Below are 17,710 nucleotides of genomic sequence, written 5' to 3' on the forward strand. Positions count from 1 at the left end.
GGGCAGCGCCGGTTCTCTTTTTTCAGCGGGAGCGCGTTATGGCAAACGAGCAGCGCAAGATCGGTGTAGTGGCCGCCACCTTCCTGGTGGCAGGCAACATGATGGGCTCAGGCGTCTTTCTTCTTCCTGGCAGCCTCGCCCGAATAGGTACGATTTCCATGTGGGGCTGGGCCGTAACTACCATCGGCTCGCTGTTGCTGGCCTTCGTGTTCGCCAAGCTGGGCCGCCTGGCGCCCAAGGCCGGTGGTCCGTACGCTTATGCGCGCGACGCGTTCGGGCCGTATATGGGCTTTCAGACCAATACGATTTACTGGTTTGCCAACTGGATCGGCAACGTGGCGCTTCCTATCGCGGCCGTGGGCTATTTCAGCTACTTCGTCCCATCGCTGAGCGAGCCTATGGTACGCACCTTTGTGGTGCTGGCACTGATCTGGCTCTTCACGTTTGCCAACATCATGGGCGCGAACGTGGTGACGAAGATCCAGTCGGTCACGACGTCGTTCGCGCTCATTCCGCTTTTTGGCATTGCGCTGTTCGGCTGGTTCTGGTTCAAGGCCGACATTTTTACCGGTGCGCACAACGTGTCGGGCAAGAGCGATTTCCAGGCGATTTCCAGCGCGGCGTCGCTGACGCTGTGGGCGTTCATCGGTGTGGAATCGGCATCTGTATCGGCAGCGGTGGTGAAGGACCCGGAGAAAAACGTGGCCAAGGCCACCATCGCGGGCGTGGCGCTGGCGGCGGTCGTCTACGTTTTAAGTTCCGGCGTCATCATGGGCATGATTCCAAACGACCAGTTGCAGGTGGCTGACGCGCCGTTCGCGTTGGCGGCACAGGTGGCGCTGGGACAGATCGGCGGCGGCATCGTCAGCCTGTGCGCGGCACTGGGCGCGGGTGGTTCGCTGGGAGGCTGGATTCTTCTGACCGCATTGAGCGCCAAGGCAGCCGGCGACGACGGCCTGTTCCCGAAGGTCTTCTGCAAGACCGACAAGAATGACACGCCCGTGCTCGGCCTGGTCATCGTGGGCGTGCTGATGTCGCTGATCGTGGTCGTTACCGCGTCATCGCCCACGGCCTCGGCACAGTTCGAACTGATTACCCAGGCCGCTGTCGTCCTGACGCTTCTGCCGTACATCTACTCGTCGGTTGCCTGCTACTTCGCCGTGGAGGAATCGCATTCCACGGCGCACACGGGTTTCTACTGGGCACTGACCAGCGTGGTGGTCGTGTACTGCCTGTGGGCCATTTTCGGAACGGAAGGCAACCTGGTGACGTACGCGTTCCTCTTCATGCTGTTCATCACCGTGTTCTATCCGTTCTTCAGCGAGCAGCGCCGCGCGCGCGGCCGGCTGGTCAAAACCCCCTGATATATCCGTTCCCTTTGGAGTCCGGTCATGTATTTCAATGCACTTGATTACCCCATCGTCATCATCGACGACGACTTCAACTCACCACGCATCAACGGCATCCTGATTCGCGCGCTTGCCGAGGAACTGGGTACGCACAATCAGCGCGTGCTGAGCGGCCTGACCATGGGCGATGCGCAGGCAGCCGCCCGCACCTACATCGCGGCCTCTGCGGTGCTTATTTCCATTGACGGCACGGAAGAGGGACCGACCCAGTTTGACGATCTGCTGGACTTCCTTGAAGACCAGTCGGCGCGTCGTGGCGATCTTCCCGTGTTCCTGTACGGTGAACGCCGCACGATCGAACAGATTCCCGCCAAGCTTCTGGGTCGCGTGCATGGGTTCATTTTTCTTTTCGAGGACACCAAGAGCTTCATCGCACGGCAGGTGATGCGGGCGGCAGACGCGTACATGGACAAGCTGCTGCCACCGTTCTTCAAGGCGCTTATCCAGCACACCGCGCAGTCCAACTATTCCTGGCATACGCCCGGACACGGTGGCGGCGTGGCCTTCACCAAGTCAGCGGTGGGGCGCGCGCTTCATCAGTTTTATGGGGAAAACACGCTGCGCAGCGATCTGTCGATCTCGGTGCCCGAACTGGGCTCCCTGCTGGACCACACCGGCCCGATCAAGCTGGCCGAAGAAGAGGCGGCGCGCACGTTCGGCGCCGACCACACGTTCTTCGTCACCAACGGCACCTCCACGTCGAACAAGATCGTATGGCACGGTACGGTGGCCCGTGGCGATGTGGTGTTTGTGGATCGAAACTGCCACAAGTCGCTGCTGCACTCGCTGATCATGACCGGCGCCGTGCCGGTGTATTTCACGCCCAGCCGCAACGCGCACGGCATCATCGGACCCATCAGTCTCGACCAGTTCGATCCGAAGGCCATGGCGAAGAAGATTGCGTCGCATCCGCTGGCCAGCAAGGCGAAGAATCCGAAGAAGCCGCGCATGGCCGTGGTCACCAACTCTACCTACGATGGCCTTTGTTACAACGCCGAGCGCATTGCCGCGGATATCGGCGGCGGTGTCGACTTCCTGCATTTCGACGAGGCGTGGTACGCGTACGCTGCATTTCATGAGCTATACGACAACCACTACGGCATGGCCAAGGGCAAGGCGCGCGAACAGGAGCCGGTGATCTTCACCACGCACTCCACGCATAAGCTTCTGGCGGCTTTCTCGCAGGCCTCCATGCTGCATGCCCGTAATGGGCGCAATCGCAAGCTGGATGTCGCGCGCTTCAACGAAGCCTTCATGATGCATACGACGACATCGCCGCACTACGGCGTGATTGCCGCCTGTGACATCGCCGCGCGCATGATGGAGGGCAGGGCGGGCCGTTCGCTGGTACAGGAAACCCACGACGAAGCAGTGGCTTTCCGTCGGGCGATGCTGCATATCGAAGACGGACTCAGTGCGCCGGACTGGTGGTTCCGTGTGTGGCAGCCTGATGCGCTGGAGAAGAAGCTTCAGCAGGGCGAGCGCGCGGCGTTGCCGGCGCAGACCAAACAGGCCGACTGGCGTCTGGCGCCGAAGGCCGCGTGGCATGGCTTTGGCGATTTGCCTAAAGACTACGTGATGATCGACCCGATCAAGGTCACCATCCTCACCCCTGGCCTCGCCATGGATGGCAAGTCGACGAAGAAGGGAGGCATCCCGGCGGCCATCGTCACCAAGTTCCTCTGGTCGCGCGGCCTCACGGTGGAAAAAACCAACCTGTATTCCTTCCTGCTGCTGTTCTCCATGGGCGTGACGAAGGGTAAATGGAGCACGCTGGCCACCGAGCTGCTGGCATTCAAGGAACTGTACGACCGCAACGAGCTGCTGGTGAATGCGCTTCCGTCGCTGGTGGCCGACTACCCGGTCGCATACACCGGTGTGGGCCTGCGCGATCTGTGCGACAGCCTTCATGCGTTCAATGTGGAGTACAAGGTTGCCGACGTGATGCAGAAAATGTATGTCGGCCTGCCCGAGCCTGTACTGATTCCCGCAGAAGCCTACGACCGGCTGGTGAAGGGCGAAATCGAGCACGCATCCATCGACGAAATCAGCGGTCGTGTGGCCGCCACGATGATCGTGCCGTATCCGCCGGGCATTCCGACGATCATGCCGGGTGAACGTTTTGGCGGAAAGAACGACGCGATCATCGAGTCCCTGCGCATTGCCCGCGCACAGAACGAGCGCTTCCCCGGGTTCGAGTCGGATGTGCACGGGCTCATCATCGAGAACGGTCCCGATGGCCCGGAGTACAAGGTGGAGGTGCTGACCGGGGTGTGAGTCTCGCCCATTGCGTTCTCCCGCGTGAACCCCGAGGCTTGTCTCAACACGGGCCTCGGGGCCGCGAACGGATGGCGGAATGAGAAAACGCGGGATGCTGGTCCGCACGGTGCTGGGCGGACTCACGGGACTTCTGGTTGTGGCTTCGGGCCTGTGGGGTGGCTTCGCCCTCTGGTACCAACTGCCCGGTGGGACGGCGGCGCGCTGGGTCGGGACACTTGCCTGGGCTGCCCTTGTGCTGGCGGCCATGGTGCTCGCTCTGACGCGTCGCGCGTGGTGGCCCCTGCTGGCCTACCTGGCTTTGCTGCTGCTCATGTTTGCGTGGTGGGTGACCATCCGGCCGTCCAATGACCGGGTGTGGGCGGCGGACGTTTCGCATCTGCTGCACGGCTCGGTGGAAGGTAGCAAGGTCACCCTGGTCAACGTCCGCGATTTTGACTGGCGCACCGACGATGACTTCGACGAGCGCTGGGAAACCCGCCAGTACGATCTGGATCATCTGGTGTCGGCAGACGCGGTGCTGTCGTACTGGGGCAGTCGTGCCATCGCTCACGCGATGATTTCGTTCGGTTTCGACGATGGACGCCATGTGGTGTTCTCCATGGAAATCCGCCGCGAGAAAGGCGAGGCGTTTTCCGAGATCGGCGGTTTCTTCAAGCAGTTCGAGCTGGTGCTGATTGCCGCTGACGAGCACGACATCATCCGCGTGCGCACGAATGTGCGTGGCGAGGACGACTATCTGTATCCACTGAACATGCCCCGCGAGGCCATGCGTTCGCTTTTTGTGTCGTATGTGAACGCAGCCAACGAGCTGACCCGGACCCCGCGCTTCTACAACACCGTTTCATCCAACTGCACCACCATCGTGTACCGCATGGCGCGGCGTATCGACCCGGGCTTGCCGCTGGACCTGCGCCTGTTGCTGACCGGCTACCTGCCCGAATACCTTCACGACAACGGCGCGCTGGATCACCGGTTCAGCGTGGCCGAGTGGCGCAACATGGGGCGCATCACCGATCGGGCGCTCAAGACCACGCCCACGGACGACTTTTCCGCTGCCATCCGCCAGGGCGTGCCGCCTGCGCGTGGCGCACCGGCCGCCCCGTCGCCCTGATGCGTAATTACGGCACTTAACTCAGACCAGTCTGATATCCGGCCCCCCGTGCGGGGCGCTCCAATAGGCTTCGGGTACGCCGGATGAGCGTATCTCTACCGAAGCCTCATGGAGGAGCGCTGCATTGGATACGCAGACAGTCAGGAAACGACGCAGGCCCATCGTCGTGGTGGGCGATACCACGACACATGGCGGGCAGGTGATCTCCGGATGCCCCGTGGCGCGCCTGAACGGCCGTGCCGTGGCCCGGGTAGGGGACAAGGTGCTGTGTCCCCGTTGCCGCGCCATCTGCACGATCATGGCGGGCGATCTGCCGCCGCCTGACCGCCCCCGTGCGTTCGCCGTGCACGGCGATGCCACCTCGTGCGGCGCCCGGCTCATGAGCAGCCTCTGGGCCTGTGGCTCGTCCGATGTGATGGCACCTGTCAGGGCCGCTACCTCGCGCTGCATCGCGGCGCCGGCCGATTTGACCGACCCTGCTGCGTGCCTGCGTTTCCGGGTATGCGACATGCGCAGCGGCAAGCCTGTGGCCGACGTGTCTTACGTGCTGCCGCGAAAAAATGGCGGCGAGGCCTGGCACTACACCGACGAATACGGCCTGACGATTGTCGTGCCCATGACCGGACCAGAGCGGCCTTCGGTATATTTCGAGTTCGGCATGCCCGAAGAGCGCCAGCTGGAAACGGTTGCCCTGGACTTCGTGCCCGCAGAGCGCCTGCTGCTTGCCGAGCCACGCAGGCGGCGCCGGGGGCGCCCCAGGCGCGAATTGCATCCCCCCTCGCTTTGATTTCACAGAGCACGCCGAACAATGCCCGATGCCCCGCGTGCTGGTGGGGGCGCATGACTGCCGGAGGATCGAATGAAGATAGGCATTATTGGCGCCGGGAATATCGGCGCGACGCTTACCCGACGCCTGCGAGCGCTGGGACACGAGGTGTCAGTGGCCAATTCGCGCGGGCCAGAGACCCTGCAGGCCCTGGCCGATGAAACGGGGGCACGCGCCGTCACCGCCCGCGAGGCCGCCGCCGCCGGTGAGATCGTGGTGCTGACCATTCCGCAGGCCCGCGTTCCCGACTTACCCGGCGACCTGTTTGCCGGCGTGCCGGCGGACGTGGTGGTCGTGGACACAGGCAATTACTACCCGCGCCAGCGCGATGGCCGCATCGAAGGCATCGAACAGGGCGCCGCCGAAAGCCGCTGGGTGTCCAACCAGATTGGGCGCCCGGTCATCAAGGCCTTCAACAACATTTATGCCGATCACCTGATGAAGATGGGGCGCGAACCTGGGGCGCTGGACCGGATCGCGCTGCCTGTGGCGGGCGATGATCCCAACGCCAAGGCCGCTGTCCTCAAGCTCGTGGCCGAGCTTGGTTTCGATGGCGTGGATGCCGGCACGCTGGATGAATCCTGGAAACAGCAGCCGGGGTCCCCGGTTTACTGTACGGATGGCTCGCTGGAGCGAGTTCAGCAGGGACTTCTGGACGCCCAGCGCGAGCGCAAGCCCGAGTGGCGGGGCACGGAACACAGCCCTGGCACCTTTGACCAGCCCCGATAAAATTCGGTGATCATCCTGCAGCCAACTGTGTTGTCGCCGGCAGCGGGAAAGCGGTACCCTTGCCGGTCGCAAAATCAGGAGCGCCGCGTTCTGCGGGCGCTTCTGCGGGAAGTAACCGGGCGTATGGGTCGCCCGGTGGAGACAGACATTCACTCATGAGTCTCGCGATCTACGACATTCCATTTCATCCCGATCTGGCGGGACTGTGGCACGTGCATCTCAACGGCGTGCCGATAGAGAATTTCGCCACACGCGTGGCTGCCATAGCCTATGCCGTCTCCCAGTCGAAGCTCCTGGGGTCGCAGCATGGCGTGCAGATGCTGGTCTCCGTGGAAGGGGCCGACGGCATCTGGCGTGAGTTCGAATCGAACGCAAAACGCCCGGTCAGCGGCCTGGTCTGAGGGCTACACGCCACGTTTATCGTGGATGCTTAGCATGGGGTCATAACGTACCCACAGTGAAGATCATGGCCCACCGGAAAATCGGTTATTTCGATGTAGAAGGCACGTGCTACGCGGCCAAACCTGGTCGCTGGCGTGGCAAATATGTGCTCAGGGAAGACGGCGATGAAGTGCTTGAAAAGCTTTGTGTCACCCTGCATGAATCTGAAGCTGACGCCTGCGCAGAAGGTCTGAAGCAGGGCATTGTGGCCGCCCGGCGCATGATGCTCGACCGCGAAGGCTTCGATCCGGGAGATGAGTGAGGCGTTATGCTTCACGGCATGGATGCCATTTCACTTACTCCCGACGACCTCAAGCGCCTGGCCCAGGCGACCATGCCCTTCGGCAAACACAAGGGGATGGCGCTTGCCGACCTTCCCGGCCCGTACCTTGCGTGGTTTGCGCGTGAAGGTTTTCCGCCCGGCGATATCGGCCGTCTGTTGGCCCTGATGCATGAGCTGGACCACAACGGATTGCGCCCTTTGCTTGATCCATTGCGAATGCGTAAGCAGTGACGGCAGGTGCTGCCACGCAGCATTTTTCGCATGTTTTTGCGCCCCATTGTCGGGAGTGTTAATTCGGCGTAGCGTCTTCGCTGCGATGCCGTGAATGTAATGTTGTGAAGTCATTCGGGTACGCGGGTCATGCGGGAGGGCATGGTCCATTGAAGACAGTGATGTTCCACGCGGAGCGTTCGGAACACCATTGCTCTGGGGTACCTGAAGCGAATCCATAAATCATTGGCACACTTGCCGCAGCACAGAGCCTATGAGGTTCCAGTGCCGGGTTTATGCGGGTACTTACTGAGATCGTCGTTTGCCTTATTTCCCCTACAGGCTTCGGAGATCCACCATGAAGATCCGTTCCACATCACGCGCACCTGCCCGTCGCGCGCTTGCAACAGCCATCGTTGTTTCGCTCGCCTGCACTAACTTTGCCGCACAGGCGCAGTCAGCGCCGCCGCCTCCTGCTGATTCATCCACACCGCAGCAGAAGGACAAGACCACGGAACTGCAGACCATCACGGTCACCGGTTCCGCGCTGCCCCGAATCGACGTCGAGACACCATCACCGGTGACGGTGATTACGGCCGACATGATTCAGCGAAGTGGCCTCACCACTATTTCTGATGTGATCCGCTCGGTGTCGGCAGATAACAGTGGCTCGATTCCCTCATCGTTCACCGCAGGCTTTGCAGCCGGTTCGTCCGGTGTTGCATTGCGTGGCCTGACGGTCAACTCCACGCTTGTGCTGATTGATGGACGTCGCGCCGCAAGTTACGCGCTGGCGGACGATGGTCAGCGTTCGTTCGTGGATCTGAACACCATCCCGGTCAATGCCATCGAGCGCATCGACGTGCTGAAAGACGGCGCGTCGTCGCTGTATGGCGCAGACGCCATTGCCGGTGTGGTGAACATCATCCTCAAGCCCGGATTCCAGGGCGCGCAGGCCGATGCCAGCATCGGTACGTCCCAGCATGGCGGCGGCACGCAGAAGCGCGCCAACGTCATATTCGGTGGCGGTGACCTGAAGAAAGACGGCTATAACGCGTACGTGAGCGTCGAGTATCAGAAGGACGATTCGATCCACGTCCGTCAACGCGGCTTCCCGTACAACACGGCCGACCTGTCCTCGATTGGCGGCAACAACCTCATTGGTGGCCAGCCGTCGCAGAACTCCGGTTCCACCGTTGGTACGGTAACGCCGGGCACGCTGACCCGACCCGGTGATGTGACCAGTGGCGTTCCCAATGCAGGTGCCGTGGCGCAGCCGCTGGGTGCGTGTGGTCCTCAGGGAACCACGCTGGTAAACAACGACCCGAACAATCCAGGAAGCTACTGCTCGCAGAATTTCGCCAACCAGTACGGCGACATTGCGCCAAGCATTGACCGCCGCGGCGTTTACGGCCGGTTGACCATCCAGGTCACCGACAACATGAAGGCGTATCTGAGCGCCAGTTACTACGAGACGAAGACGACGGTGTCCGGCCTTCCGGCGCAGATTCAGGCCGGTACTCCGAACAACACCAACACGATTGCTCTTCCCGCCACGCTGCCCAACGGTGCGCTCAACCCCAACAACCCGTTTGCAGCCTCCGGTAACGCAGCGCTCATCAACTACGCGTTCCCTGGCATCCTGGGCGGCGCGGAGAACGACAACCACAATCTCCGCCTCGTCGGTGGCCTGACCGGCAACTGGGGTGAGTGGAACTACGACACGGCCGTGGTGCTCAATCACACCTCGCTGGATGTGACCAACTACGGCTTCCTCAACTACAACGCGCTGATTTCCGCCGTCACCAACGGCACGTACAACTTCCTCAACCCGCAGGCCAATTCCCCGGCCCTGATTGCCGCGCTGGCGCCTGCGTTGCAGAAGACCTCCACGAGCGACCTCGACTCCATCGATTTCCGGCTCACCCGTTCGTTGATGGATCTGAAGGGTGGCGAGCTGGGTCTGGCAACGGGTATCGACGTTCGCCGTGAAGCGCAGAACGATCCGGATCTCAATCCTGATCTGGCTGCACAGGGCCTGGGTATCGCACACACCATCGGTCATCGCACCGTGGGTGGCGTGTATGCCGAGCTGGATGCACCGATCCTCGAGTCGCTGGAAGCGGATGTTTCAGGACGCTTCGATCATTACTCCGATTTCGGCAACAACTTCTCGCCGAAGATTGGCCTGAAGTGGAAACCGATTGACGAACTCGCGTTCCGCGGCACCTTCTCCAAGGGCTTCCGTGCACCGAGCTTCGCGGAGAACGGGTCCAGCGCTGCCGAAGGTTTTACTACCTATACGCCGCCGGCGGACTTCCAGGCACTGCATAACAACAGCGGCTACGTGCAGCCGTATCCGATTGCGTTCCTGACCTCGGCCAACCCGAATGTGAAGCCGGAGCATTCCAAGAGCTACACGTTCGGCATCGTGTACCAGCCACTGCCGCAGTTGTCCGCGTCCCTGGATTACTACGCGATCAAGAAGACCGGCGTCATCGCGCAGCAGGATTCCAGCGCGGTGCTGGCGGCGTACTACGCCGGCTTGCCTCTGCCGACCGGATCATATGTGATTCCCGATGCGCCTGATCCGGCGAATCCCACGGCCCTGGCTCGCCCGATCGTAGTTGCGGCGCCTTATGTGAATCAGAACGCACTGAAGACCGAAGGTATCGACCTGGATCTGAAGGGCAACTTCGACTTCTCCGAGAACGTGCACTTCACCAGCGAAGTTCAGCTGACCAAGATACTGAGCTGGATTCTCACGTTGCAGGACGGCACGACCGAGCAGTTCGTCGGTACGCACGGTCCTTATCAGCTGTCTTCGGGTGCGGGCACGCCGCGCTATCGCGGTTCGTGGTCCAACAGCGTCGCCTTCGGCAAGGCGACGGTGACGGCCACGGCGTATTACACCAGCGGCCTGAAACTCACGGTGCCGGACATCACGGATGACTGCTTCTCCACCAACACGACGACCGGCGCGGATTTCCCGTCCAGTTGCCGCATGTCTTCGTTCACCGATGTTGACCTGACCGGCAGCTACGACTTCACGCCGAAGCTCTCAGTCAACGCGTCGGTCCTGAACGTGTTCGACCGCAAGGCGCCGCTCGATCCGATCAACTACGCGGCTCTGAACTACAACCCGACTTACGCAATGGATGGCGTGATTGGCCGCTTCTACACCCTGGGCGTCAAGTACAAGTTCTGATGTGTTGCTGCGGGGTCGTGCTCAGGCGCGATCCCGCAGCACGCCCATCGCCAGCAGTGTGGTCTTCAGTGCGGTGTCGATGGGTGTATGCGGCACCTGTCCCAGGAAGGCATGCAGCCGCGCTCCGTTGAGGCGTATGGGTGACTGCCACAGATAACGCATGGGCCGCAGTTCGCGTAGCGTTTCCATGAATGGTGCAGCCAGGGCGAGCAACGCCCAGGGAAAGCGGCGCACGGGCAGCGCGGGTTGTTGCGCAACGCGGCGAATCGCCGACACCAGTTCATCGCCGCTTACGTAATGTCCGTCGAAGTGGAATACCGCAAAGGTGTCCAGGGCATCGCCGCGCTCCAGCAGGCGGGCCACCGTTTCGCCGACGTCGGGAAGGTAGGCCCACGCATGGCCGGCCTCGCGCGGACCCGGATAGGTCACGGCGCGGAGCGCCTTGCCGGGCTTGACCAGACCCTGCGCCATCCAGTTGTTACCCGCGTGCGGGCCAAAGAAATCACCGCAGCGAAGCACCAGCGTGGCGACGCTGTCGCGCGCTGCGGCGGCGAGGCGCTGCTCCAGTTCCACCCGGATCGCTCCCTTGGTGGTCTGCGGGCGCTGCGGCGAGTCCTCGCTCAGCACCGGGAACGCATCGGGGCCGTAGTTGTACACGGTGCCGGGCAGCACGATGCGGGCCCCGGTAGCTCGCGCGGCGGCGATGGTGTTGTCGATCATGGGCAGTACCAGACGACCCCAGTTGCGGTAGCCCGGAGGATTGACCGCATGCACGATCACATCGACGCCCCGGGCCGCGGAGAGCACGTCGTTGGCAACCATGGCATCGCCTTCAATCCAGTGCATGGCATTGCCGGGGTTCTGTGGAATGCGGCGGGCCAGCGCCCGCACTGTCCAGCCGTGACGGAGCAGGGCCCGTGCGGTTTCGCCGCCCACGCCGCCAGTGGCGCCGAGGATGAGTGCTGTCTTCGGTTGATTCATGGTCGGTGGCCTTGACGGGTGAGGTCGCCAGATTGAGCCTGCCGGACGCAGAAAAGAATTGCCTGAAGTCGGTGAGCTGCTATACGTTTTTGCATGGCCATCACTGAACCGAACTGGGATTTGCTGCGCTCGTTTCTCGCCGTCATGCGCGAGGGGAGCCTGTCCGGTGCCGCCCGGGCGCTGGGCATGACCCAGCCCAGCGTGGGCCGCCACGTGCGCGAACTGGAGGCGTCGCTGGGCGTGCCGCTCTTCGCCCGCTCGCCACAGGGCCTGATGCCCACCGACGTCGCACGCGAGTTGGAGCCGCATGCACAGGCCATGGCGTCCGCTTCGGCGGCACTGCGGCGGGCCGCGAGTGGACGCGGTGACAACGTGAGCGGCGTGATCCGGGTGACGGCCAGCGAAGTGGTGGGTGGGGAAGTGTTGCCGCCGATGCTGGCGGACTTCCGCGCGCAGTACCCGGGCGTAGTGATTGAGCTATCCCTGTCCAACCGTACTGAAGATCTTTATCGCCGCGATGCAGATATCGCCATCCGCATGATCCGGCCATCGCAGGAGGCGCTGGTGGCTCGCCACGTTGGCACCGTGCAACTGGGCCTCTATGCGCACAGGCGCTACCTGGATGCGCATGGCATGCCGGTTGCGCCGGAGGATCTGGCAGATCACGCGCTGATCGGCTACGACACCGAACAACCGTGGATGCGCGCGATGCGCCCGGCAGGATTCCCGTGGTCACGCGAAAACTTCGCGCTGCGGACAGACAGCGATCTGGCTGGCCTGGCTGCCATGCGTGCCGGCTGGGGCATTGGCATATGCCACCTCAACATCGGTGAGCGCGATCCGGCGCTGGTCCGTGTGCTGCCCGGGCTGGTAGCGATCCGCCTGGATACCTGGATCACCATGCATGAAGACCTGCGCGCCAGTACGCGCATGCGCCTGATGTTCGATCACCTGGCCGCTGGCCTGCTTGCATACACGGAGGCTGTCACACCCATACCGTTGACGCCGGCCCCTGATTTGCCTTACTAAAGCGTTGGGGACCATCAAGGGGGGCCAGCAGTTGGCCATCGCAACACCGGTTACACCAGTAGACCTCGAGCAGACGACCACTATTCAAGCGCCCTGGCCGGACGGTCTGGTTCCGGGCACCGTCGCGCCGTTCGTCATGCGTTATGGCAGGGACCTGCTTGTTGCCATGCAACGGGCCGAAGCACAGGAGCGGAAAGCGGACCTGCGTGAGCCTGCCTGACGGTCGGATTTCCTATCGCTGAGGCGCAGGCGTGGCCTGCTGCGTGGCACTCTGATCGGGAGCATCGTCGCCTGACGATCCGCCATTGCGGATGGCACCCACGACCATGATCGCGACCATGGCCACGATGAGTGCGATCAGGGCGAGGTAACGCTTGCTTTTCATCGGCGTCTCGCGAGGTGTCTGGGTGGAGCATCGCAACCGCGGGGTCAACGAAACGACAGGCTCGTGTTATGGAGTCGTGGCGGCGTCCAGCATGGCAGCCACGCGAGCGGCAAAGGTCGCCATGTCGAAGGGCTTGGTAAGCATGTGCGTGTGCGCCTCAAGAACATGCGATGGCTCGAAGGCATCCCACGTGTAACCGGTGACAAAAAGCACAGGCAGTCGGGGACGGGCGAGGCGCGCTCGTTCTGCCAACTGGCGGCCATTGAGGCCGGGCAGGCCGACGTCGGTGACCAGAAGGTCAATCGGCACGCCCCGTTCCACGGCCTCCAGTGCGCCGTAAGCATCGGCGTGCGAGGTGACGGTGTAGCCGAGTTCCCTCAGCACATCTTCGTTCAACTCGCGAACGGTTTCATCGTCTTCCACGATCATCACGTGCTGGCCGCCACCCGTTCGGGGACCTTCCCGGGGCGTTTCTGCCGGGGCGGGGACGTGGCCTGCATGGCGCGGAAGAAACAGGCTGACCGTGGTGCCTTCTCCCAGCACGGAGCGGATGTCGACGCGACCGCCGGTCTGTCGTGCAAACCCATCGACCATGGATAGTCCAAGCCCGGTGCCTTCGCCAACGGGCTTGGTGGTGAAGAAGGGGTCGAAGGCGCGCGCGATCGTGCTGGCGGACATGCCGCTTCCGGTGTCGCTGACACTCACTTCCACCACGTCTTCTTCCACGCCATCGGCCAGCACGGCGCGGCTGTTCCGTGCCATGACGGTGAGCGTGCCGCCGCCGGGCATCGCATCACGCGCGTTGATGGCCAGATTGAGGATCGCGTTTTCCAGCTGACTGATATCAGATAGCGTGAGCCAAAGCGTGTCGTCGATATCGCTGCGCACGACGATGGTTTCTCCCAGCGTGCGTTGGAGCAGGACGTCCAGTCCGCGCAGGATGTCGCCGGCATGTACGGGCGTGAGCGACAACGGCTGCTGGCGGGAGTAGGCGAGCAGGCGATGGGTGAGGGCGGCGGCACGTCCCACGGATGACGTGGCGGCATCCATGAAGCGCTCGATACCTTCGGTGCGCCCCTGCGCAAGCCGCGCGCGCACCAGCTCCAGCGCACCGCCGATGCCGGCGAGAATGTTATTGAAGTCGTGTGCGATGCCGCCCGTCAGGCGCCCGATGGCTTCAAGCTTCTGGCTTTGCCGCAGCTGTTCTTCCATTTCCAGTCGTTGCTGCACATTGCGGCCGGCGGCATAAATCACGTTGTCTTCCGGCACGCAGGTCCAGGCGTACCAGCAGTATTCGCCCTGCTTGCTGCGCATGCGGAACTGGCGGTCGTTGATCGTATGGCCTGCCATCAGTTCGGCAAATGCGGCGCGATTGCCAGCCACATCATCCGGATGCACCAGCGCGTCGAAGCGGTGTCCGACCAGCTCGTGTGTTTCGTAGCCCAGTTCACTGTGCCAGGATGGATTGACGCTTCGGTAGTAACCGTCGCGATCCACGATGACGTAAAGATCAGGCGAGATGTTCCACAGTTGATCGCGTTCGCGGGTGCGTTCGGATATCTCGCGTTCCAGGGTCGCATTGAGCTGCGCCAGTTCCTGCGCGGAGCGCACTCCCTCGGTCACGTCGGTGGTGATGCACCACATGCCAACGATTTCGCCATTGGTTTCAAGGAAGGGCGAATAGGAATACGTCCACCAGGTGAGTTCCTCGTAGCCGTGGCGCGTCATCGTCAGGGGCAGCTGGCTGCGGAACACCGGTTCGCCAGCAAGTGCCGCCGCCACATCGGGGCGGATCTCGCTCCAGACATCCTCCCAAAGCCGTTCGAACGGCTGCCCGATGGCCCGGCTTTGCCGATTGCCCAGCATGGGGCGGTAGGCATCGTTGAAGAAGAACGTCAGCTCCGGCCCAACCGCGACGAACATCGCATGCGGCGAACTGAACATCGTTCCAAGCAGCGAGCGCAGCGACTGCGACCACTGCTCAGGCTGACCCAGCGGCGAATTCGCCCAGTCGAACGCACGGATATCGGCGGCGGTCTGAGAGGACTTCGGCAGGAACGAGAACGGATCTGAACTCACGGCGTGAAGGCTTCCACCTTGCCCGAGACCTGACGTCCTCGGTGCCAAACGGCTTCGATGTGTTGGGTCGCGCTGATATCCGTGGAGGGATCAGCGTCCAGCACCACGAAGTCGGCCAGCCTGCCTTTTTCCAGCACGCCGCGGTCATCAAGGTTCAGCAATTGAGCGGCGCTGTCCGTGGCGATGTGGATGGCTTCCATCGGCGTCAGCCCGGCCTGGACCATGAGCTCCAGTTCGCGGTGTTCGGCAAATCCGGGAATGCGCAGCGGGGTGGCGCCTGAGTCGGTGCCGAAGCCGATACGTACACCGGCGTCGTGCAGCATCTTCAGGTTTTTGAGGTTCATCGCCAGCGCCTGTTCGTTGGTGGACAGGGCCTTGCCATCGAGCGCTTTGGCCTTCCATGCAGGATCGGCAAATTGACGGGCCAGGTCTGGCTGCACGGCATGCTGGAAGAACGGCGTGTCCATCCACGCCGGGTGCTGCGCGTAGATGTATGCCGCTTCATTCAGGTCCAGCGTGGGGATGTACCACACGTTGCGTTTCCTCATGGACTGGATGAATGCGGCGTCCACGGGCTTGTCGCGCACGCCGTGGGCCACGATGTCGATGCCGGCATCCACCAGCTTGCGGGCGTCATCCAGGTAATACAGATGAGCCGCCACACGCAGGTGCTTCGCATGCGCTTCCCTGATTACGGCTTTGTAGATTTCCGGCTTCATCTTGACCGGCAGGGTTCCGTTGAAGTCGTCGACCCAGATCTTGATGATGTCGGTCCCGCGCGCGGCAGCTGCGTCCACGGCGGCTTTTGCTTCGGCGACCGTGGCAGGGCGGTCCAGCTGATTGGGACCGGCCTTCATCATCGTGGCGGGGGGCGCACCGTTGGGTACCCCTATGCCGTGATCGGCGCCGAAAAGATCCGCCCCCGGCACGCTGCCTGCGTGCAACTCGGCGCGCAGAGGATAGAAGACGGCAGGATTGTTGACGCCCAGCGACGTGATGGTGGTGACGCCATACACCTCCCATTGGCGAAGCTGGCGCAGCGAGTTTTCCCGCGTGAAAAAGTCCGGGTTGCCGCTTTGCGCGCCTTCCACCTGGCCAATGTGGGAGTGGTCCGAAACCAGCCCGGGAATGATCGTTTTCCCTTCGTAGTCCACCACTTTGGTGCCGTCGGGCATCTTGACCCGGATGCCGGCGCCGAGCATCTGGATGTGCTCGCCCCGGATGATGAGCGTGGCGTCTTCGATGGCAGGGCCACCGCGACCGTCAATGACGCGGGCGCCACGAATGACGGTGGCATCCTGGGCCAGGGCGCATGGGGCAGCTATGGCCAGAAGAAGTGCTGCGACGAGCGGCGAGTATCGGGTCATGGGAGTTCTCGTTTCCATATCCTCACAAATAATGCACGGACTGCGAAGAACGTGTCATGACCGTTCAGCCACGCCTGCGCCTTCTCACACCTCATGCACGCCTTACATCGCAGCCTTTAGCGCACTCAACCAGAGGGAGAGAACCATGGACAAGAACGAAACGGCTGCGCCGGGCCCGGCGCGTCAGAAGGGTGGCATTGGTTACGTGTTGCTGTGGCTGCTGGGTGTGCCCATCCCGGTGTTGATCCTGATCGCACTGCTGCGCGGTTGCGCCTGAGCGCGCAAGCGATCTCATCCACCCTTTCTGAAGGAGTCTCAACATGGCTGTGGTCTATGACACACCCGCCGTACCTCATCATCCGCGCATCAACTGGCGCGCGGTATTCGCAGGCTGGCTGGTTGCCACCGGCATCGCCGGTCTGCTGTACGTCGCAGGTCTCGCCTTTGGTTTTGCCGCACTGGATATCCGCGCCGCGGATGTACCCGGCAAAGGCCTGGGCATCGGAACGGCCATCTGGGTGGTGCTCACCTGGGTGGTGGCCTTGTTCCTCGGAGGCATGTTTGCCAGCTGGTTCGACGGCCACGATGACGACACCGCAGGTACGCTGCACGGTGTGACCGTGTGGGGACTGTCGGTGACGACGACCGCTCTGTGGCTGGCACTTGGGCTTGGCTCCATGCACGGCGGTCGCCATGACGATCATGGCCCGGCACCGATGGGTATGGCCGCCGCTGCGGGTGGTAATAACCTGGTGATCCTCAAGGCAGAAGTCGATCACCTGTTGCCGCGCGATCAGCGTGGCGGCGGTGACCATGCTGAGGATGTCGTGGTGGGTGCATTGCTCGCGGGCAACGTGGATACGGCACGTACGGTGCTCACGGCCAGCAGTTCGCTGGATACAACAACGGTGTCCGGCGCACTTGATCGCCTGGCCCCTGTGGTGGCCCGTGCGCAGGCTGAGGCAAAGGATCGCGCGGATCGCCTCGCGCACTACACGTCGATGGCGCTTTGGATCGTGTTCTTCAGCGGCTTCCTCGCGCTGATCGCGGCGGCTGTGGGTGGCTGGGCAGGTACGGTGCACATTCACCGTATCTATCACCGTCGCCGGTATGAAGGCCGTCCGTTCCGTGGTGGTCCGGCGATCTGAATTGCTTTGTCTGTGTGGAAGAAGACCGGCCTCGCGCCGGTCTTCTTTTTTGCATGTTCGCGGCGCGCATCTGTGTGACGGTTCGCAGGTCCTGGCAACAGAGCTAGCGGCGCATCACCGGCCCGCTGCGTTCCATGGCCATCTGCTGCTGCATGACCAGGTCCCGTTCCATTGCCTGCTGCATGGCTATGTCGTCCATCTGTTGCACCCGTTCCATGCTTTCC

16 protein-coding genes are annotated in these 17,710 nt (G+C 62.5%); 12 read left to right on the forward strand and 4 right to left on the reverse strand.

Translation table 11 applies throughout. The features are described from left to right. Positions 1 to 38 precede the first annotated feature (38 nt). The 9 genes from adiC (at position 39) to FHW69_RS18520 (ending at position 10,497) form a co-directional block, all read left to right on the forward strand. Entirely contained in the window at positions 39 to 1,364 is a 1,326-nt protein-coding gene (gene adiC, locus FHW69_RS18480; protein ID WP_183424584.1) for an arginine/agmatine antiporter, read from the forward strand. 27 nt (positions 1,365 to 1,391) lie between these two features. Next, positions 1,392 to 3,686, forward strand: a complete 2,295-nt coding sequence (locus FHW69_RS18485; RefSeq protein WP_183424585.1) for an Orn/Lys/Arg decarboxylase N-terminal domain-containing protein — start codon at positions 1,392 to 1,394, stop codon at positions 3,684 to 3,686. A gap of 79 nt (positions 3,687 to 3,765) precedes the next feature. Next, on the forward strand, positions 3,766 to 4,800 hold the full coding sequence (locus FHW69_RS18490; protein ID WP_255494897.1) for a DUF4105 domain-containing protein: 1,035 nt from the start codon (positions 3,766 to 3,768) through the stop codon (positions 4,798 to 4,800). Positions 4,801 to 4,924: 124 nt separating this feature from the next. After that, on the forward strand, positions 4,925 to 5,587 hold the full coding sequence (locus FHW69_RS18495; RefSeq protein WP_183424586.1) for a PAAR domain-containing protein: 663 nt from the start codon (positions 4,925 to 4,927) through the stop codon (positions 5,585 to 5,587). Between the two features lie 72 nt (positions 5,588 to 5,659). Next, positions 5,660 to 6,355, forward strand: coding sequence for an NAD(P)-binding domain-containing protein (locus tag FHW69_RS18500; RefSeq protein ID WP_183424587.1), 696 nt, complete (start codon positions 5,660 to 5,662; stop codon positions 6,353 to 6,355). Positions 6,356 to 6,510: 155 nt separating this feature from the next. Then, positions 6,511 to 6,756, forward strand: a complete 246-nt coding sequence (locus FHW69_RS18505) for a hypothetical protein (RefSeq protein WP_183424588.1) — start codon at positions 6,511 to 6,513, stop codon at positions 6,754 to 6,756. 65 nt (positions 6,757 to 6,821) lie between these two features. Continuing rightward, positions 6,822 to 7,058, forward strand: a complete 237-nt coding sequence (locus FHW69_RS18510; protein WP_183424589.1) for a hypothetical protein — start codon at positions 6,822 to 6,824, stop codon at positions 7,056 to 7,058. A gap of 6 nt (positions 7,059 to 7,064) precedes the next feature. Further along, on the forward strand, positions 7,065 to 7,310 hold the full coding sequence (locus FHW69_RS18515) for a DUF3820 family protein (protein WP_343204053.1): 246 nt from the start codon (positions 7,065 to 7,067) through the stop codon (positions 7,308 to 7,310). 337 nt (positions 7,311 to 7,647) lie between these two features. Continuing rightward, positions 7,648 to 10,497, forward strand: coding sequence for a TonB-dependent receptor (locus FHW69_RS18520; protein WP_183424590.1), 2,850 nt, complete (start codon positions 7,648 to 7,650; stop codon positions 10,495 to 10,497). A gap of 21 nt (positions 10,498 to 10,518) precedes the next feature. On the opposite strand, the gene FHW69_RS18525 is transcribed toward FHW69_RS18520, so the two are convergent. Continuing rightward, positions 10,519 to 11,478 carry an NAD-dependent epimerase/dehydratase family protein gene (locus FHW69_RS18525; protein ID WP_183424591.1) on the reverse strand — a complete coding sequence of 320 codons (960 nt, stop codon included), beginning with the start codon at positions 11,476 to 11,478 and terminating at the stop codon, positions 10,519 to 10,521. A 93-nt stretch (positions 11,479 to 11,571) separates the two neighbouring features. Here FHW69_RS18525 and FHW69_RS18530 point away from each other — a divergent pair, with 93 nt between their 5' ends. Then, positions 11,572 to 12,507: a LysR family transcriptional regulator gene (locus FHW69_RS18530; protein ID WP_183424592.1), complete on the forward strand. Its 936-nt coding sequence runs from the start codon at positions 11,572 to 11,574 to the stop codon at positions 12,505 to 12,507. 232 nt (positions 12,508 to 12,739) lie between these two features. Here the strand turns inward: FHW69_RS18530 and FHW69_RS18535 are convergent, their stop codons facing one another. The 3 genes from FHW69_RS18535 to FHW69_RS18545 all read right to left on the reverse strand — a co-directional run bounded on the left by FHW69_RS18535 (position 12,740) and on the right by FHW69_RS18545 (position 16,338). Continuing rightward, complete coding sequence (locus FHW69_RS18535) at positions 12,740 to 12,892, reverse strand: hypothetical protein (RefSeq protein WP_183424593.1); 153 nt, start codon at positions 12,890 to 12,892, stop codon at positions 12,740 to 12,742. Between the two features lie 66 nt (positions 12,893 to 12,958). Continuing rightward, positions 12,959 to 14,971, reverse strand: coding sequence for a PAS domain-containing sensor histidine kinase (locus FHW69_RS18540; protein ID WP_183424594.1), 2,013 nt, complete (start codon positions 14,969 to 14,971; stop codon positions 12,959 to 12,961). Beyond that, positions 14,968 to 16,338, reverse strand: coding sequence for an amidohydrolase family protein (locus tag FHW69_RS18545; RefSeq protein ID WP_221195632.1), 1,371 nt, complete (start codon positions 16,336 to 16,338; stop codon positions 14,968 to 14,970). The genes FHW69_RS18540 and FHW69_RS18545 overlap by 4 nt, the downstream gene beginning before the upstream one ends. Positions 16,339 to 16,483: 145 nt before the next feature. Here FHW69_RS18545 and FHW69_RS19135 point away from each other — a divergent pair, with 145 nt between their 5' ends. Together FHW69_RS19135 and FHW69_RS18550 are read left to right on the forward strand one after the other, a co-directional pair. After that, positions 16,484 to 16,615, forward strand: a complete 132-nt coding sequence (locus tag FHW69_RS19135; RefSeq protein ID WP_255494898.1) for a hypothetical protein — start codon at positions 16,484 to 16,486, stop codon at positions 16,613 to 16,615. Positions 16,616 to 16,658: 43 nt separating this feature from the next. Further along, positions 16,659 to 17,486 carry a hypothetical protein gene (locus FHW69_RS18550; protein WP_183424596.1) on the forward strand — a complete coding sequence of 276 codons (828 nt, stop codon included), beginning with the start codon at positions 16,659 to 16,661 and terminating at the stop codon, positions 17,484 to 17,486. The last annotated feature ends 224 nt before the right edge of the window (positions 17,487 to 17,710 follow it).

This window comes from Luteibacter sp. Sphag1AF, assembly GCF_014192715.1.
Taxonomy (GTDB): domain Bacteria; phylum Pseudomonadota; class Gammaproteobacteria; order Xanthomonadales; family Rhodanobacteraceae; genus Luteibacter.